This is a genomic window from Streptomonospora salina (genome assembly GCF_014204715.1).
Taxonomy (GTDB): Bacteria; Actinomycetota; Actinomycetes; order Streptosporangiales; family Streptosporangiaceae; genus Streptomonospora; species Streptomonospora salina.
On sequence record NZ_JACHLY010000001.1, the window covers coordinates 3,973,112 to 3,989,354 of the forward strand.

General features: G+C 71.6%; 13 protein-coding genes and 2 pseudogenes. 3 read left to right on the plus strand and 12 right to left on the minus strand.

Translation table 11 applies throughout. The features are described from left to right. Positions 1-360: 360 nt before the first annotated feature. The 5 genes from HNR25_RS17935 to HNR25_RS17955 are packed head-to-tail and all read right to left on the minus strand — an operon-like array spanning position 361 to position 6,489. Positions 361-2,331: a glycoside hydrolase family 127 protein gene (locus HNR25_RS17935; RefSeq protein WP_312862607.1), complete on the minus strand. Its 1,971-nt coding sequence runs from the start codon at positions 2,329-2,331 to the stop codon at positions 361-363. 8 nt (positions 2,332-2,339) lie between these two features. Then, the gene (locus HNR25_RS17940) at positions 2,340-3,155 is read right to left on the minus strand and encodes a carbohydrate ABC transporter permease (protein ID WP_184636985.1); all 816 of its coding nucleotides are present in this window, start codon (positions 3,153-3,155) and stop codon (positions 2,340-2,342) included. Next, positions 3,152-4,135, minus strand: a complete 984-nt coding sequence (locus HNR25_RS17945) for a carbohydrate ABC transporter permease (protein ID WP_221457680.1) — start codon at positions 4,133-4,135, stop codon at positions 3,152-3,154. The genes HNR25_RS17940 and HNR25_RS17945 overlap by 4 nt, the downstream gene beginning before the upstream one ends. A 17-nt stretch (positions 4,136-4,152) precedes the next feature. Beyond that, positions 4,153-5,418, minus strand: a complete 1,266-nt coding sequence (locus tag HNR25_RS17950; RefSeq protein ID WP_184636988.1) for a sugar ABC transporter substrate-binding protein — start codon at positions 5,416-5,418, stop codon at positions 4,153-4,155. Between the two features lie 45 nt (positions 5,419-5,463). Further along, positions 5,464-6,489, minus strand: a complete 1,026-nt coding sequence (locus HNR25_RS17955) for a LacI family DNA-binding transcriptional regulator (protein WP_184636990.1) — start codon at positions 6,487-6,489, stop codon at positions 5,464-5,466. Positions 6,490-6,732: 243 nt separating this feature from the next. Here HNR25_RS17955 and HNR25_RS17960 point away from each other — a divergent pair, with 243 nt between their 5' ends. Then, a complete protein-coding gene (locus tag HNR25_RS17960; RefSeq protein ID WP_184636992.1) occupies positions 6,733-8,448 on the plus strand; it encodes a carbohydrate-binding protein in 1,716 nt (571 codons plus the stop codon). A 155-nt stretch (positions 8,449-8,603) separates the two neighbouring features. On the opposite strand, the pseudogene HNR25_RS27230 reads toward HNR25_RS17960, so the two are convergent. From HNR25_RS27230 to HNR25_RS17985, 6 genes and pseudogenes are all read right to left on the minus strand, one after another. Continuing rightward, positions 8,604-9,094 (minus strand): annotated as a pseudogene (locus tag HNR25_RS27230) (IS30 family transposase); the annotation flags it as partial. 174 nt (positions 9,095-9,268) lie between these two features. Then, positions 9,269-9,616 (minus strand): annotated as a pseudogene (locus HNR25_RS27235) (hypothetical protein); the annotation flags it as partial. Between the two features lie 69 nt (positions 9,617-9,685). Next, positions 9,686-10,105: a cupin domain-containing protein gene (locus HNR25_RS17970; protein WP_312862609.1), complete on the minus strand. Its 420-nt coding sequence runs from the start codon at positions 10,103-10,105 to the stop codon at positions 9,686-9,688. A gap of 65 nt (positions 10,106-10,170) precedes the next feature. Next, positions 10,171-11,001 carry a phosphoenolpyruvate hydrolase family protein gene (locus tag HNR25_RS17975; RefSeq protein WP_184636994.1) on the minus strand — a complete coding sequence of 277 codons (831 nt, stop codon included), beginning with the start codon at positions 10,999-11,001 and terminating at the stop codon, positions 10,171-10,173. Further along, a complete protein-coding gene (locus tag HNR25_RS17980) occupies positions 10,998-12,224 on the minus strand; it encodes a Tm-1-like ATP-binding domain-containing protein (RefSeq protein ID WP_184636996.1) in 1,227 nt (408 codons plus the stop codon). The genes HNR25_RS17975 and HNR25_RS17980 overlap by 4 nt, the downstream gene beginning before the upstream one ends. 237 nt (positions 12,225-12,461) lie before the next feature. Continuing rightward, positions 12,462-13,343 (minus strand): helix-turn-helix transcriptional regulator, encoded by an 882-nt coding sequence (locus HNR25_RS17985; protein ID WP_246463726.1) that lies wholly within the window; start codon positions 13,341-13,343, stop codon positions 12,462-12,464. 123 nt (positions 13,344-13,466) lie between these two features. Between HNR25_RS17985 and HNR25_RS17990 the strand changes: the two genes are divergently transcribed. Then, entirely contained in the window at positions 13,467-14,495 is a 1,029-nt protein-coding gene (locus HNR25_RS17990) for an aldo/keto reductase (RefSeq protein ID WP_184639497.1), read from the plus strand. 217 nt (positions 14,496-14,712) lie between these two features. On the opposite strand, the gene HNR25_RS17995 is transcribed toward HNR25_RS17990, so the two are convergent. Continuing rightward, positions 14,713-15,717: an FkbM family methyltransferase gene (locus HNR25_RS17995; protein ID WP_312862610.1), complete on the minus strand. Its 1,005-nt coding sequence runs from the start codon at positions 15,715-15,717 to the stop codon at positions 14,713-14,715. A 290-nt stretch (positions 15,718-16,007) separates the two neighbouring features. Between HNR25_RS17995 and HNR25_RS18000 the strand changes: the two genes are divergently transcribed. Then, positions 16,008-16,241 carry a DUF3500 domain-containing protein gene (locus HNR25_RS18000; protein WP_184637000.1) on the plus strand — a complete coding sequence of 78 codons (234 nt, stop codon included), beginning with the start codon at positions 16,008-16,010 and terminating at the stop codon, positions 16,239-16,241. Positions 16,242-16,243 lie beyond the last annotated feature (2 nt).

A 16,243-nucleotide genomic window follows, 5' to 3' on the forward strand; every position in this document is an offset into this window, starting at 1 on the left:
TCCAGTGCCGCTCTCATCCCGGTGGGGACGACGCTGCAGCCGGCCTCGGCGTCTCCGTCCTCCAGCGCGGCGACATAGGTCTTCGAGGTCTCGGCCGCGGCGGCCTCGGCTTCGGGGCCCGTGCTCGGCTGCACCGTCGGCGGGGACTGCCGCTCCTCCGCGGCCCGGGTCTCGGCCGGTTCGCCCGCGGAACAGCCCGCTCCAGCCGAGAGCAGCAGGGTCAGGGGATCAGGGCGCGGTGGATCGGTCGCACGTGGGGACTGCCTCCGCTCCGGCGCGCACTACACCCAGTTCTCGGTGCGCGGCCCAGAACTCCGCGCCGGGGTTGCCGGCCGGCCGCTGCGGGCACGGCCGTGGCGATCAGCCGCGGCCCCGGGCGCCGTTCTGCGCTTCCGGGAGGAACACCCGCATCGCCGAGCTTCCCCGACGCGCCCACCGGTAGTAGGGAACGAGGGGAACATCGCGCCACGCGGGCTCGGAGTCCTCGGAGCCCCCGCGCAGCTGCGGCGCCGACGACCGGTACGGGGGGTAGCCGGCGGCATCCGGCGGGGGAGGCGCCGGCCGCACGGCCGCCATCCGCACGACCGCGCCGTCCCCCTCGGCTCGGGGAGGGCGCGCGGTGTCGAGGCGGACGTCCTCCAGCGCCCAGGCTTCCGGAAGGTCGAGGGACTCCGCGCACAGCACGAGCGGCCCGCGCTCGACGGCGACGCAGCCGCGCACCGCGTCGATGCGGGGATCGGGTCGGCTCAACCGCGGTTCGACCGGCAGGTGCAGGTCGAGGACGGACCCGGGAGTCAGCGTGCTGCGCGCCGGCGCCCAGCCGGGTGCGACGCCGCGCGCGCCCGCGCCATCGGTCAGTGTGGCGCCGTGCGCCCAGTGCGGAACCCGCAGCCGCAGGTGCACTTCCCGGTCGGGCGCATCGACGACCTCGATGCGTACGGCCCCGTCGTCGGGATAGGCGGTCGTGATGCGCAGGACCAGGTCGCCGCCGTCCAGGGCCAGGCGCAGCTCGCCGGCCGCGTACTGCAGCAGCGTCACGGTGTCGCCCTCGACCGAGGCCGCGTAGCACTGCCAGGTGGCGAGCGTGCGTGCCAGGTTCGTGGGACAGCATGAGACGTCGAACCAGGGTGCACGCACGCCTCCCTCGGCGCGCGGGTTCACCCGGTCCGGCCCTGCGTCGGCCGCGGCGGTGCGCTGGTGCAGCGGGTTGGCGTAGAAGAAGGCGCGCCCGTCGGGGGCCGGCGAAGCGGCGACCACGTTGTAGAGCGTGCGCTCCATCAGGTCGGCATAGCGCACGTCGCCCGTGGCGAGGTAGAGCCGCCACGAGACCATGACGGAGGCGATTCCCGCGCACGTCTCGCAGTAGGCGCGATCGGGCGGCAGCTCCCAGTCCTCGCCGAAGCCTTCGTCCTGGTGCCGCGACCCCATGCCCCCGGTCAGGTACGTGCGCCGCTCGACCGTGCGCCGCCACTGCCGCTCGACGGCGTCCAGCAGCCCGGTATCGCCCGTGTCCGCGGCCACGTCGGCGGTCCCGGCCGCCAGGTACAGCGCCCGCACCGCATGGCCGCGCCACACCTCGGCCTCGCGGACCGGCACGTCGTCCTGGAAGTAGGCGGCGTCCAGCAGCGCGATGGGCCGCAACGTGCCGTGCCCGCGCCGTTCGACGAACAGGCGCGCCTGCTCGGTGTAGCGCGGTTCGTCCAGCACGCGCCCCAGTTCGGCCAGGCCGAGCTCGATCTCCGGGTGGCCGCACAGGCCCGCTCGGCCGGCGGGGCCGAACTCGCGGCACACGTGATCGGCGGCCCGGCGGGCCACCTCGACGAGCTTGTCCGGGCCGACGGTCCGCGCGCGGGCGACGGCGGCCTGCAGCAGGTGGCCGGTGCAGTACAGCTCGTGCCCGGATTCGAGGTCGGTGTAGCGGGAGCGCTGGCCGGCGTGGCCGAAGCAGGTGTTGAGGTAGCCGTCGCCGTCCTGGGCCGCGGCGATCCGGTCGACGAGCGATTCGAGCACCGTGTTCACCCAGTCCTCGCCCAAGCGACCGTATTCCCAGGCCAGGGCCTCCGCCAGCTTGTAGATCTCCGAGTCGGAGAAGGGCCACCCCGGTCGGGGGCCGTCGGTCGCGCCCTGCGATACCCGGTCGAAGTTCGCGATCCAGCCCAGCCGGTCCACCCAGTCGAGGCAGTGGCGCAGGGTGTTGCGCGCATTCGACCGCTGCATCCGTTCCCAGAAGCCGCCGGCAGGGCGGAATTCGTCGAGTCCGATTCCCCGGCGCGGACCGGTGGCCGGGGCGACCGCGACGGCGCGGGTGCGGGTGCGGGTGTCGTTTTCCACGTGTCAGTTCAGTCCTTCACAGCGCCGGCGGTCACGCCGGCGGCCACGTAGCGTTGCGCGACGACCAGCAGGATCGCCGCAGGAACAGACGCCACCACGGCGGTGGCCATGATGGCGTTCCACTGGGTGGTGTTGTTGCCGATGTACTGGTAGATGCCGAGGGTGATCGGGATGAATGCACCCGAGCGGTTGAGGGTGGAGGCGAAGATGAAGTCCGACCACGCCCACAGGAAGGCGAACAGCGACACCGTCACGGTGGAGTTCCTGCTCACCGGAAGCACGATCGAGGAGAAGATGCGCCAGACACCGGCGCCGTCGATGCGTGCGGCCTGGACGAGTTCGCGCGGGATGCCCGCCATGAACGTCGAGTACAGCAGCACCCCGAACGGGACCGCGATCGTCGAATCGGCCACGATCAGCCCCCAGACCGTGTTGAGCAGGCCCAGGCGCACATAGACCGCGTAGAAACCCATCGCCATGACCACCGCCGGGATCATCTGGGCGACCAGCAGCAGGAAGCTGAGCGTGCGTCCGCCCCGCAGATGCAGGACCGCCAGCGCGTAGCCGGCCGGAGCGGCGATCGCCACGGTGAGGGCCACACAGCCGAATCCGATGACCAGGCTCGTGCCCAGCGCCGGAAGCTGCTGCGACAGGGCGGCGGTGTAGCCGTCGAAGGTCGGGGCGCTCGGGAACCAGCGCGGGCTGTCGCGGCGCAGGTCCTGCGTCTGCGTCAGCGACACGTTCACCATCCAGTAGACGGGGAACAGCATGAACGCGGTGAGCACCGCGCCGAGCGCCGTCTTCCACCACGGGCGGGCCGTCATGATCCCTCCCCCGAACGCTGCATCCGCAGGTGGACGAATCCGAACACCAGCGCGATGACGATGAGCAGATTGCCGATCGCGGCGGCCGGCGAGAACTCGGGCTGGCCTGTGCCGAAGGCCTCCCGGTAGGACCACACCGCGAGGATGAGCGACGCGTCGCCGGGTCCGCCGGTGGTCATGATCCACACGACGTCGACCACTTTGAGGGTGTAGATGAAGCCGAGCAGCAGGGTGATGGCGGTGACCGGGCGCAGCAGGGGGACGGTGATGCGCCGGAACCGCTGCCAGGCCGTGGCCCCGTCCAGGGAGGCCGCCTCGTAGAGGCCGGCGGGGATCTGCTGCAGGCCCGAGTACAGGATCACCAGGTTGAACGGGATTCCCAGCCAGACGTTGGCGATGATCACCGAGATCAGGGCGGTTTCCGGCGAGGTCAGCCAGTCGATCTGCGGCCCGCCGAACGCCTGGACGACCGAGTTCACGATCCCGTACTCGCTGTTGAGCATCCACGCCCACGTCGAGGACGAGACGATCAGCGGCAGCAACCAGGGCACGAGGAACAGCGCGCGCAGCACGCTCGACAACCGGAAGTTCGCCTGGAAGAACACGGCTAGCGCCAGGCCGATCGCGTACTGGAACGCGATCGAGACGAGCGTGAACACGGCGGTGTTGACCAGGGCGACGCCGAACGTGCCGGAGGTGAACACCTCGGCGTAGTTCGCGAACCCGGCGAATTCCGGATCGCCCTGCACGAAGGCCCGCACGGTGTAGTCGTGCAGGCTCAGTTCGACGTTGCGCAACAGCGGGTAGGCGTAGAACGCCGTCAGATAGACCAGCAGGGGAGCGGCGAAACCGATCGCGCTCCACTGCTGCGAGGTGCCCGGGAGCCGGCGGCGTTCGCGCCGTGCCGGTGCGGCGGGCGCTCGGCCCGCCGCACCGCCGCCGGACACGCGTCCCGTCGTTTCGACCGGGGTGGTGGCCATGAGCGGGAGACTCCTCGTCATCGTCCGGTCGCGGCTTCGGCGTCGGCCTGTGCCTTCTTCAGCGCCTCGGCGGGCGTGGCCGATCCCGACAGCGCGTTCTGCACCGCGGTCCACATCGGCTCGGAGATCTTCGGGTAGTCGGTGCCGAGGTTGTCGCTGGTGCGCCCCTTGGCGTCGCGCACCGCCTGGACCCACGGGTCCAGCTCGGGCTGCTTCTGCAGCAGCTCCTCCTGGCCCGCCGCTGTCGGGGGGACGTAGTAGGCGAAGGTCGTAGCGGTCTCGACGAAGCCGGCGGGCGTGGTCATGCACTCCACGATCTGGCGGGTGACGTCGTAGCGGTCGGTCTCGGACTGCAGGGGGGTGACGATGAACTCGCCGCCGGTCGGTGCGGGCGCCGTTCCTCCGCCTTGGGCCGGGATCTGGATGACGCCGGTGTCGAAGTCGGCCTCGGCGGCGTTGTCGACCTGCCAGGTGCCGTTGACGGCGAAGCCGAACTCGCCGGTCGAGAACTCCTCCCAGGTGGTGTTCTGCGAGTTGTTGATGACCGATTCGGGGGCGTAGCCCTGCGCGAGCCAGTCGTCCCACAGTTCGAGCGCCTCGACGGCTTCGGGCGAGTCGAGGTCGCGCAGGTCGGCTCCGGAGCCCCAGAACCACGGCAGGAACTGGAAGGAGCCTTCCTCGGTGCCGGTGGCCGCGAAGGTGATGCCCTTGTCGCCGTTCTCGGTGACCCGGGCGAGTGCGTCGGTCAGCGACTGCCAGTCGGTGACCGACTCCGGGTCGACTCCGGCGGCGTCGAGGATCTCGGCGTTGTAGTAGATCGCCAGGGTGTTGGCGCCGATCGGGATGCCGTAGGTCTCGTCGTCCACGACGCCGGCGGCCAGGAGGTTCTCGTCGACCTCGCCGACCTCCAGGCCGATTTCGCCGACGCTGGCGAGCATGCCGGTGTCGGCCAGGGTGGGCACCGCCGGATTGTCCAGCAGGATGACGTCGGGGCTGTTGCCCTCCTGCGCGGCCAGCAGCGCCCGGTTGGTCAGGTCGGTGGTGTCGGAGGCGGTGCGTTCGATCTGCACGCCGGCCTGCTCGCCGCAGTCGTTCACACGCTCGGCCCAGTCGGAACCCTCGGTGTGCTGCGGATAGGGGTCCCACCAGGTGTAGGTGTCGGTGTCCTGGCCGGCGGCGCCGCCGTCGCCGGACGACGAGCACGCGGTCGCCAGGACGAGTGTTGCGGCGGCCAGGCCCGCCGACGCGCAGCGGGCGGCGGACGTGCGTCTGGTGTCGTGCATGGGGGGTTCCTTTCTGAACAGTCCCGGCCGCGGCCGGAGGCGCGGTCAATCCGCGGGCGGCGGGGCGGCGGTGCTGCCCCGGTCCACCAGATCCGGCGACACGAACCGCACCACGTAGGGCGCGTCGGCCGGGACCTCCTTCTCGACCCGCCGGACGAGCTGGCGTACCGCCATGCGCCCGAGCCGGTCGGGGGCGCTCTCGATCGAAGAGAACGGCAGGGAGAACGTCCGGGCGAACTCGTCGGAGTAGCGCCCGATGACGGACAGGTCCTCGGGTGCCGACAGGTTCCGTTCGTGCAGGACGGTCGGCAGGGCCGCGGCTGCGGCTTCGTTGTTGAGCAGCAGCCCGGTGGCGTCGGGGTAGGCGTCGAGGAGGGCGTGCAGCTCGCGCCCGATCTCGGGCTGGGCGGAGGAGCCGTAGACCGCGTGCAGGGTGATGCCGCGGGCGGCGGCGGTCTCGAGGGCGGCGTTCTGCAGGCGCCAGACGTAGGCGCCGCCGCGCTCGATCACGTGCTCGGGTTGCGAGACGAGGAGCAGTTCGCGGTGTCCGCGTGTGTGCAGGTGCGCGATCATGCTGCGGCCCGACTCCTCGAAGTCGAGGTCGAACACGTCGACGCCGGTGCAGTCGCCCGGCAGGCCCACCAGCGCTCCGTGCTGCGGCGCCGCCCGCAGCACGGGCAGGCGGTCGTCGTGCTCGGCGACGTTGAGCAGGACGACGCCGTCGACCATGCGCGAGTCGGTGATGCGCTTGAGCGCCGCGGGCCCGTCCGGGTCGGAGCTGAGCAGGATGTCGTATCCGGCGTCGCGGGCCGTGTTCGTCACGCCCTGGATGTACTGCAGCATGGCCGGCGCGAATTCGTCCGGCAGGAACTGCGCGAGCAGGCCGATCACGCGGGTCTGGGAGGTGGCCAGGGCGCGGGCGCCGGCGTTGGGCGCGTAGCCCAGGTCGCGCGCCGCCTGCCGGACCCGTTCGCGCACCTCGTCGGAGACGGCGCGCCTGCCGCTGAGGGCGTACGAGGCGGTCGAACGCGCGACCCCGGCGGCGCGGGCGACGTCCCCGATCGTGACCATGATCCACTCCCTTGCTCCGCTGCGAACCGGTTCGAACCATAGCGGGGTGTTTCTTCGACGTAAACCCCGTCTGAATCCGTTTCCCCAGATCAAAACTTTGTTGTATTCGGGGGCTTGTGGCGAACACGGTTCGAAATTAGCGTCCGCGGTCGATAGTGACGTCGAACCGGTTCGTCACGCACTACGAGGCCGCATACGGGGAGTCATGTCCATGCGACACCACGTCCGAGAAGGAGCCACACCATGCTTCGCTCCGTCCAACGAGCGTTGACGCGCCTGTGCGTCCTCGCGCTCGCCGCGGGCACCGCCGGCGTCGGCGCGGCCGCACCGGCCGCCGCCGCGGGCCTCACCCTCACGGTCGACGTCGGCCAGACCGTGCGCCCGGCGACCCAGGTCGCCTCGGGCGGCCTCTACGGCGTCGACTCCGACACCCGCCCGAGCACCGACATGCTGCTGCCGCTGAACCCCACGAGCTTCACCCAGCCCGCGCCCGGCACGGCCCACCTGCCCAACGGCGCGACCGAACCGTGCTGCGACGCCCTCGACGTCGGCCACAACATCACGCGGGCCGGCGCCCAGCAGTTCATCCGCATGCCCGACATCTATCCCGACTTCCCTTACCAGTGGCAGGGCTGGAGCGACTGGGAGCAGAAGGTCACCACGATGGTCCAGGACCGCCTGGCCGCGACCGAAACCACCAACATCCGCGGCTGGGAGCTGTGGAACGAACCCGGATGGACCTGGGACACCGAGGCGGCCGGCTCCTTCCACGACGGATGGACCCGCACCTACGACCTCGTGCGGTCCCTCGACGAGGTCACCCCCATCGTCGGTCCGAGCTGGTCCTACTACGAGCACGACCGCATGCTCGACTTCATGCGCCACGCCCGCGACACCGGCACACTGCCCGACGTGATCGTATGGCACGAACTCGGCGACGCTGACTGGGACTCCTTCGGCGACCACGTCGCCGACTACCGCGCGATCGAGCGGCAGTTGGGCATCGACCCGCGCCCGATCGCGATCAACGAGTACAACAGCGAGAACGAGATGGACATCCCCAGCGTCGCCGTCCACTGGATCAGCGTGCTGGAGCGCCACGGCGCGCGCGAGGCGCACCGCGCGTTCTGGAACGAGGCCGGCACGTTCGACGGGCTGTTCACCCTGGAGGGCCGGCCGACCGCCTCCTACTGGGCCTACCGCTGGTACGGGGAGATGACCGGCAACATCGTCGAGACGACGCCCCAGAGCTGGATCGACGGCGTCGCCTCCTACGATTCGAGCAGGCAGATCGTCACCACGGTGTTCGGCGGCGACTGGGGCGACAACACCGTCCGGGTCGAGGGGCTCGGCGCGCTGGGCCCGCGGGTCGACGTGCAGGTCCGCTACACCCCGGGCTCGGGCCGGCACACCCACGTGCCCGAGCCCAGCGTCGTGACCGACTCGACGATGCAGGTCGACAACGGTTCGATCAGCGTCCCCGTCGAGGACATGAACGCCGAGGGCGCCTACCAGCTCCTGGTCACCCCCGAGGGGGGACCGGCGACGTCCTGGCAGCGGGTCTACGAGGCCGAGAACGCGACCGTCGTCAACGCCGAGACCCTGTCCTCGGGCGAGGCCTCGAACGGGTACTACGTCGGCCGGATCGACGGTGACGCCGACATGCGGTCGGACTCCTTCGTCGACTTCACCGTCAACGTCCCCGAGAGCCGCGACTACACGATGTCCATCGCCTACGCCAACGGCACGGGGGAGACCGCGACCCACGGCCTGGCCTACAACGGCGGTGCGTGGTCCGCGGTCTCCTACGAGCCGACCGCGGGCTGGGGCCGCTTCTCCACCACGGACGTGACCGTCTCGCTGGAGGCCGGGTACAACGTCATCCGGCTGGCGAAGGGCTCACCGAACTTCGACGGCGGCACCGGCTACGCCGAACTGGACCGCATCACGCTGTCGTAACCGCCTCCGCCGCCGAGGGGCCGGGCCCGTGCGGCGGATTCTCGGGATCGTTGCAACACGTGAGGTCAGTTGCTCGCTTCGAGCAGCTTAGCCAGACGCTCGGCTGGGGTGTCCCAGCCGAGCGTCTTGCGTGGGCGCCCGTTGAGCTGCACGGCCACCGCCCGATCGGCGACCTCGGGCGGGCGTTGGCTGATCATCACCGTCGGTGCGGAAAAGCGTGGCTGGCGCTGCTGGGCCTGGCGGCGGGGTTTGCGCCGAGTGCGGCCCGAGCGCAGCGCCCCGGCGCTGTGCCCCGCGGCCCTGGACGTAGAGGGCCTGGTAGATCGTCTCGTGGCACGCGTGCAGCTCCGGACGGTCGGGCAGGTCCCGTTTGAGCCTACGGCTGATCTGCTCGGGGCTCCACCGCTCATCCAGCAGCTCCTGGACGCGGACACGCAGTTCGTGACTCAGCACGATCTTGGAGGGTTTGGAGCGTGCCATGCGGGCCTCGGCGCGTGCCTGGGCGGCGTGGGGGGCGGTAGTAGTGCCGGCCGCGCGGGTCCACAGTGGCGTTGCGGTTGATCTCCCGGCTGATGGTGGAGGGGAACCCAGGCCGCGGGTTCCGGCCCCTCCGGCGGCCGGTAGCGCGTCGAAGGGACCCTGTCCGGCCGGTCGCAAGGCTGCCGGCGGACGGAGCCGGCGGGAACGGGGCGCTCACACCCCCGACACGTCCACCACCGCGGACTTGTCCAAGCTGATGAAGCCCCGCAGCTCCAGCCGGTCCAGCGGGCACGTCGAATACCGGCTCTCCCCCGACCTTGTTCCCGGGGTTGATCTCGTTCAGGAACGACTCGGAGTCTGCCGTGATCTCCGCGGCCGTGTCCGTCGAGTACTGCTTGTCGTCCACGTCCACCAGGGTCTGCGAAGAGGAGCTGAAGAGGCCCGGAGTCGTCCGAGACCTCCATGACGCCGGTCTCCACGTCGGTGGCGGTGAACGCGAACGCCCCGGATTCGACGGTGTCGCCGATGGCCGCCGGCCGATCTCCCCGGTCGGCCTGGGCCGCCCGGCGGAGGAGGGTTTCCGCAACTCATGGCGCGCCTCGTGCTCGTCGGTGTTGAATACACCAAGGGTTGAGTATTGACTGAAAGTGTTGTCAATGTGCGAGGCTTGCGCCCGCTGCCCCGCCACGGCAGGCGGCCGGCGCCGATTGTCCAGTCGCAGGGGTCGCGACCTGCGGTTGCGTGTGGTTCCGGTGCCTCATTCGCGGTGGAGCCGAGGGACCGCGCCGGCGGGCAGCGCGGCGAAGTCCGGCAGGCCGCGCAGCGCCGCTTCCGCGCCGCCGGGGTTGTAGACCGCGATCAACCGCATCGGGGTCCAGCCGGTGTTCACGGTGCTGTGGAATACGCCCCGCGGCACGTAGACCACGTCGCCGGCGGAGATATCGAAGGGATCGGCGTCGTCCAGCATCTGCCGACCCGTCCCGGACAGCACGTAGAGCACTTCTTCCGCGTCGGGGTGGTTGTGCCGGTCGTGGCCGCGACCGGGGTTGAGCACCACTTCGCCGAACGTCAGCCCGGCCTCGGGGGTGTCGGTGTCCGGCTGGACGTACCACTTCGCCGAACCCCAGTCGAAGGTCATGGTCTCCCGGCTGTGCGGGTCGACCGCTGCGAGTCGCACCTCGTGGTCTCCTGTTCCGTCGCTGTGCACCCGGCTCGCCGGCCGGCCCGGTCCTGTCCGCCGGTTCAGCCCGCTGCGGGCCGCAGGCGCTTGAAGCGGCGCATGGTCTCGGTCATGGCGGTCTCGGTGGGAAGCCGCTCCATGCTGGAGGCGCCGAAGAAACCGGACACCCCGCGGGTTTCGGCCAGTACGCGGCCGGCGTCCTCGGGCTCGGCGATCGGCCCCCCGTGGCACAGCACGATCACCTCGGGCGAGGCACCGCGGGCGGCGTCGGCGATCTCCTGCACCCGCTGCGCCGACTCCTCCAGCGTGAGCGCGGTGCGGGCGCCGATCGTGCCCGACGTCGTCAGCCCCATGTGGGCCACCACGACGTCGGCGCCGGCTTCGGCCATGCTGCGGGCCTGGTCGGTGTCGAAGACGTAGGGGGCGGTCAGCAGGTCCAGCTCCCGCGCCTGGCGGACCATCTCCACTTCGAGGCCGAACCCCATCCCGGTCTCCTCCAGGTTCTCCCGGAAGGTGCCGTCGACGAGGCCGACCGTGGGGAAGTTCTGCACCCCGGCGAACCCCAGCGACTTCAGCTCCGCGAGGAAGACCTCCATCCGCCGGAACGGGTCGGTTCCGCACACCCCCGCCAGCACCGGGGTGTCGCGCACCACCGGAAGCACCTCGCGGGCCATGTCCACCACGATCGCGTTGGCGTCGCCATAGGGCATCAGCCCGGCCAGCGATCCGCGCCCGGCCATGCGGTACCGCCCCGAGTTGTAGATGATGATCAGGTCGCTGCCCCCGGCCTCGGCGCACTTCGCCGACAGCCCGGTGCCCGCGCCGGCGCCGATCACGGTCTCGCCCGCCCCGGATACGCGGTGCAGCCGGGCGAGTGCGTGGTCACGGTTCACTGGTGGCGCTCCTGCAGGAGTTCGGTCAGGCGGTCGGTCATCGCCGCGGCGAACCGCGGGTCGTTGACGTGGGTGTCGAGTTCGTGCAGCTCCACCCGGGCCGGGTCGACGCGTTCGCGCAGCGCGGCGAACAGCGCCTCGTCGGCACCGGGATCGTAGAACGGCCCGCCGGGGACCGACAGCGCGGACACTCCGCCCAGCGGCAGGAACAGCGAGACCGGACCGGCAGCCCCGTTCAGCCGGTCCGCGACGCGCCGGCCGATCTCGGCGCACTCCGCGGCCGTGGTGCGCATCAGGGTGACGTTGGCGTTGTGGTGGTAGAACAGCCGATCGGAGAATCCGGGCGGAACCGTCTCCGGAGCGGCGAAGTTCACCATGTCCACCGCTCCCACCGAGACCGCCTGGGGCAGGCCGAGGCGGCCGGCCGCGCGCAGCCGGTCCGCGCCGGCGCTCATGACCCCGCCGACGAGTTCGTCGGCCAGTTCGGTGGTGGTGATGTCGGCGATCCCGGCGAGGTAGCCGTCGGCGGCCAGCGCCTCCAGCGACTGCCCGCCGGTGCCGGTGGCGTGGAACACCAGAACCTCGAACCCGGCGTGCTCGAGGTTTTCGCGTGCCGCGGTGACGCTGGGCGTGGTGACCCCGAACATGCTGGTGCCCACCAGCGGCCGGGGTGCGGCCTCGGGTTCGGGGACGGGGGCGCCGGCCATACCCGCGGCCGCCGCAGCGGCGTTGCCGAGGATGCGTGCGGAGAAGCGGTTGATGCCGGAGATGTCGACGACCGAGTACATCATCGCCACGTCCCGCGCCCCCATGTAGGGGCGGGTGTCGCCCGAGGCCACCGTGGAGACGATGAGCTTGGGCGTGCCGATCGGCAGCGCGGCCATCGCCTCGGCGGCGATCGCGGTGCCTCCGGAACCGCCCACCGCCAGCGCCGCTTGGACCCGGCCCCGTTCGGACAGCCCGCGCAAGGTGGTCGCCGCGCCTTCGGCCATGCGCGCCACGGCCGCGCCGCGGTCGGCGTCCTCGCGCAGCGCATCGACCGCGGCGCCTGCGGCCCGGGCCACCTCGGCGGCGGCGATGTCGGGAACCGCCCCCGCAGGCGGGAACACCCCGCAGTCGATCAGCAGGGGCGTGCATCCGGCCGCGGCGATGCGCGCGCGGAGAAAGTCGTACTCCGCCCCTTTGGTGTCCAACGTGCCGAGTAGCGCGACCGTCGGCGCCATGGCCCAACTCCTCGACTCCGGGAACGGCTCCAGCCCTTGGACGCTAGACCGGCCCGTCGCGGCGCGTCAATGCCGCACTGCGGAGTGTGGAGGACGGCCTCGTGCGGGCCGCAGCCCCCGTCCGCGCCGCCCGCCACGGGTGCCCCGGACGCGGCGGCACCGGCACCGCCGCTCGGGGCCCGACCGCGGCGTCGTCGGTGCGCGGCCAGGAGGATCGGCTCGTGCACCGTCGGCGGTTCAGCCCACGGCGGCACCGGCGCTGGCCAGCAGCCGCAGTCGCTCGTCGCTGACCGACCCCGGAGCGGCGGTGTAGGTCAGCAGGATCTGGTCCCGGGCGTCGGGCAGCGGCATCTTCTCGAAGTACAGCTCCAACTCGCCCGCCGCCGGGTGGCCGAGCCGGTGCGAGCCGTGCAGGTGTTCGCGGACCTCGCGGGCCTCCCACAGCTCCCGGAACCGCGGGCTGTCGCGCCGCAGATCCGCGATCACCCGGCACAGCCGCAGGTCCTGGGGACAGCGGCCGGAATCGGAGCGCAGCTTGGCGGCCACATCGTGGCGCATGCCCTCCGGATCCAGGTGGAGGCCGGCCTCGTGCGGGTGCAGGAAAACCAGGCGGGCGATGTTGAGCTCTTCCGGCGGTACCGCGCCGATCCCGGGCCACAACCGTTCGGCCATCCGGTTCCAGGCGAGCAGGTCCATCCCGCGGCCCAGCACCAGTGCGGGAACCGCCTCCATCGTGTCGATCAGGAACCGGACTTCGCGGCGCACGCTCTGGCGCGGCATCTCCGGCTCTTCACCGGCCTGCGCGCTGCAGGGAGCGCCCCGCGGCCGCCGGGCACGCCGGTCGGCGACGTTGCGCAGGTAGACCCGTTCGGATTCGGAGAGCTGCAGCGCCCCGGCGAGCACGTCCAGCACCTCGGCGGACACCGCCCCGCCGCGCCCCTGCTCGATGCGGGTGTAGTAGTCGACGCTGACCCCGGCGAGCCGGGCGACCTCCTCGCGGCGCAGGCCGGGGACCCGCCGCCGGCTGCCGCCGTCGGGCAGGCCAGCGTCCTCCGGCGAGAGCGCATCGCGGTGGGCCTTGAGAAACAAGCCGATCTCGGCCTCGGCGCGCACCATCATGGGCCAAGTATGCAGCATGGCCCCGGCGGACCCGGGCTGAACCGGGCCTGGATCCGTCCCGCCGAGGCGGCCAGCATGGACCCCGGAGAACACACGGCACGGCCACAGAAGGACATGAGTCATATGCAGCGGCGCATTCTCGGGGGAACCGGCATCTCGGTCAGCGAATTCACGCTCGGCGCGATGATGCTGGGAGCCTGGGGCAACCCGGACCACGACGACTCCATCCGCATGGTGCACACCGCGCTGGACGCCGGGATCAACATCATCGACACCGCCGACATGTACTCCGACGGCGAGTCCGAGGAGATCGTGGGCAAGGCGCTCAAGGGCCGCCGGGACGACGTGGTGCTGGCCACGAAGTTCCACAACCCGATGGGCCCCGACGCCAACCACCGGGGCAACTCCCGGCGGTGGATCGTGCGCGCGGTCGAGGACAGCCTGCGGCGGCTGGGCACCGAGTGGATCGACCTCTACCAGGTTCACCGCCCGGACCCCGACACCGACATCGACGAGACCCTGTCGGCGCTGTCGGACCTGGTGCGCGCCGGCAAGGTCCGGGCACTGGGAACGTCGGCCTTCCCCGCGACCGAGATGGTGGAGGCCCAGTGGACCGCCGACCGGCGCGGACACCTGCGCCCGCGCAGCGAGCAGCCGCCCTACTCCGTCCTGGCGCGGGGGATCGAATCCGAGGTGCTGCCCACCGCCCAGCGCTACGGCGTGGGCGTCCTCACGTGGAGCCCGCTCAGCGCGGGCTGGCTGTCGGGCAAGTACGGCGGCGACCGGGGAACCGACCCGTCCCAGGCGCATCGCAGCGCCTTCCTGCCGGACATGTTCGACGTGAACCGGCCGGGCAACGCCGCGAAACTGGCGGCGGTGACCGAACTGGCGAAGGTGGCCTCGGACGCCGGCGTCACTCTGCCGCAACTGGCCACGGCCTTCGTGCGCCGCCACCCCGCGGTGACCTCGGTGATCATCGGGCCGCGCACGCACGATCAGCTCACCGGCCTGCTCGACGGCGCCGATGTAGGGCTGGACGACGACGTGATGGACCGGATCGACGAGATCGTTCCCCCCGGCACCGACCTCAACCGCGACACCGCCTTCCACTCCCCGCCCGCGCTGACGCAGGCGCACCTGCGCCGCCGCTGAACGGCACCGGACCCGTCCCCGACACCCCGGCGGCCCCGCGCCGCCGGGGTGTGTTCGGCGGCCCCGCGCGCCACGGGCCGGACGGGACGCCGCCTCACCCATACCTCCACGATGCGCACCACGGGACCGGACGGGCACCCACTGTGCCACGCTCCGGCAGGCGGCGACTCGGCGTCCCGCGCCCGACTGGCGCGAGGTTTTCGCCGGATCACCAGGCTCAGCGTGGTGAATCCTCCGCGATAGATCGGTACGCGCGGGTCGGCGTGCAATCCTGCAGAGCCCGGTGCCATCCCCGGGCCGACTCCCACTGGGCGCCGGCCGGCGGATGCGGCGCGAAGAGCCACATGCGCTGGTGCGGGGCGGCCCCGCCGCCGCTGATCGAGGTGCGTGCCGGGGCGGGGAACTCACCGTTCAACTGGTGCCAGGTGTAGTGGAGCGGACCCAGCAGCTCCGTCAGGCGCTCCTCGGTGTCGTGGCCCGGCAGGACCTCGCAGAAGATCCATGGGCGGGACCGGCGCAGTACGTCGACCCCTCCGGCGATGACGTCGGGTTCGGTGGTCTCGGTGTCGATCTTGACGACGGCCGGTGTGGTGCCGGTGCGTTCGCACCAGTGGGACAGCGTATCCACCTGCACCTGTATGCGGCCGGATCCGTTGCGGAAGCCCGCGGCGAGGGAGTTCGAGGCGTCCGATGCGGTGGAGAGCGCGAGTTCGGCGCTGCCGCTGCGGTCGGCCATCGCGAGCTCCTGGACCTCCACGGGAAGCCCGTTGGCGGCGGCGAGACTGCGCGCGGCCGCCGCGACGTGCGGGGTCGGTTCGAAGGCGTAGACGGAGCGGCGGGAGTGCGCGGCGGCGAGCAGCCCGTAGAGCCCCACATTGGCGCCGACGTCCAGGACCGCTCCCGGGTGTGCGTGCTCCAGCGCGGCGAGGAAGCAGGCGAGGGTCTCGGGTTCGAAGCCGGCGAGCCCGTTCGTTTCGAGCTTGCGGGGGACCCAGAGCCTTCGGGGGGTGGAGAAGGTGAGCGTCGCCGGTCCGGTGCCGGGGGCGCCGTCGCGGCGGGGGAGAGCCAGTTCGAAGTCGCGCGTATTCGTCGGCGGCTGCGTCTTCGCCGGTGGCGGTGGCGGTGGCGTCGGCCGCGCGGGCCGAGTTGCTCCCCGGAGGCGGTGGGGGAGGCGGGCGCGGAGACCGCGTGCCGCTCGGCGCACCGTCGGGTGGCGTCGCACGAAACGGCGCAATCGGTTCACGACCACGGGAGACCCCCAGGATTCTGGTGTGTGCCGGGGCGTCCACCGCGGGGAACGGGGGCGCCACTGGAGAACCGTGCCCAGTGTGGCCGGACGCGCTCGGGGCCCTGCCCGAGGCGCGCGACGGGCCCGGTTACATTAACCGACCCGTCATCGGGCGTCCATCCCGCACGGGTGGAGGGCCCGCGGACTGCGGACCAACAAACGCGGATCGTTGCTATGCCTGCACTTAGTGTTATCGGGGTCCGGGTCTCCTTATTTTGACCGGCATGAGCGCGCCGATCCAGCCCCTGTGTACCCGGGGGGTGATCGGCGGGCACCACCTCGCGCTCGCCAACACCTACACCGACGGCGAACCGGTCGGTGCGACCCCGTCGTTCCGGGGCGTCGGTCCGTCCGTCTGGATCGAGATGTCCATGCAGAACGGCGTCGTGCTCGACGGCGTCCACCCGCACGCCGTCTGGCGCGACAAGGACGACGACTACGGCGGCCTGACCTCCTGAGC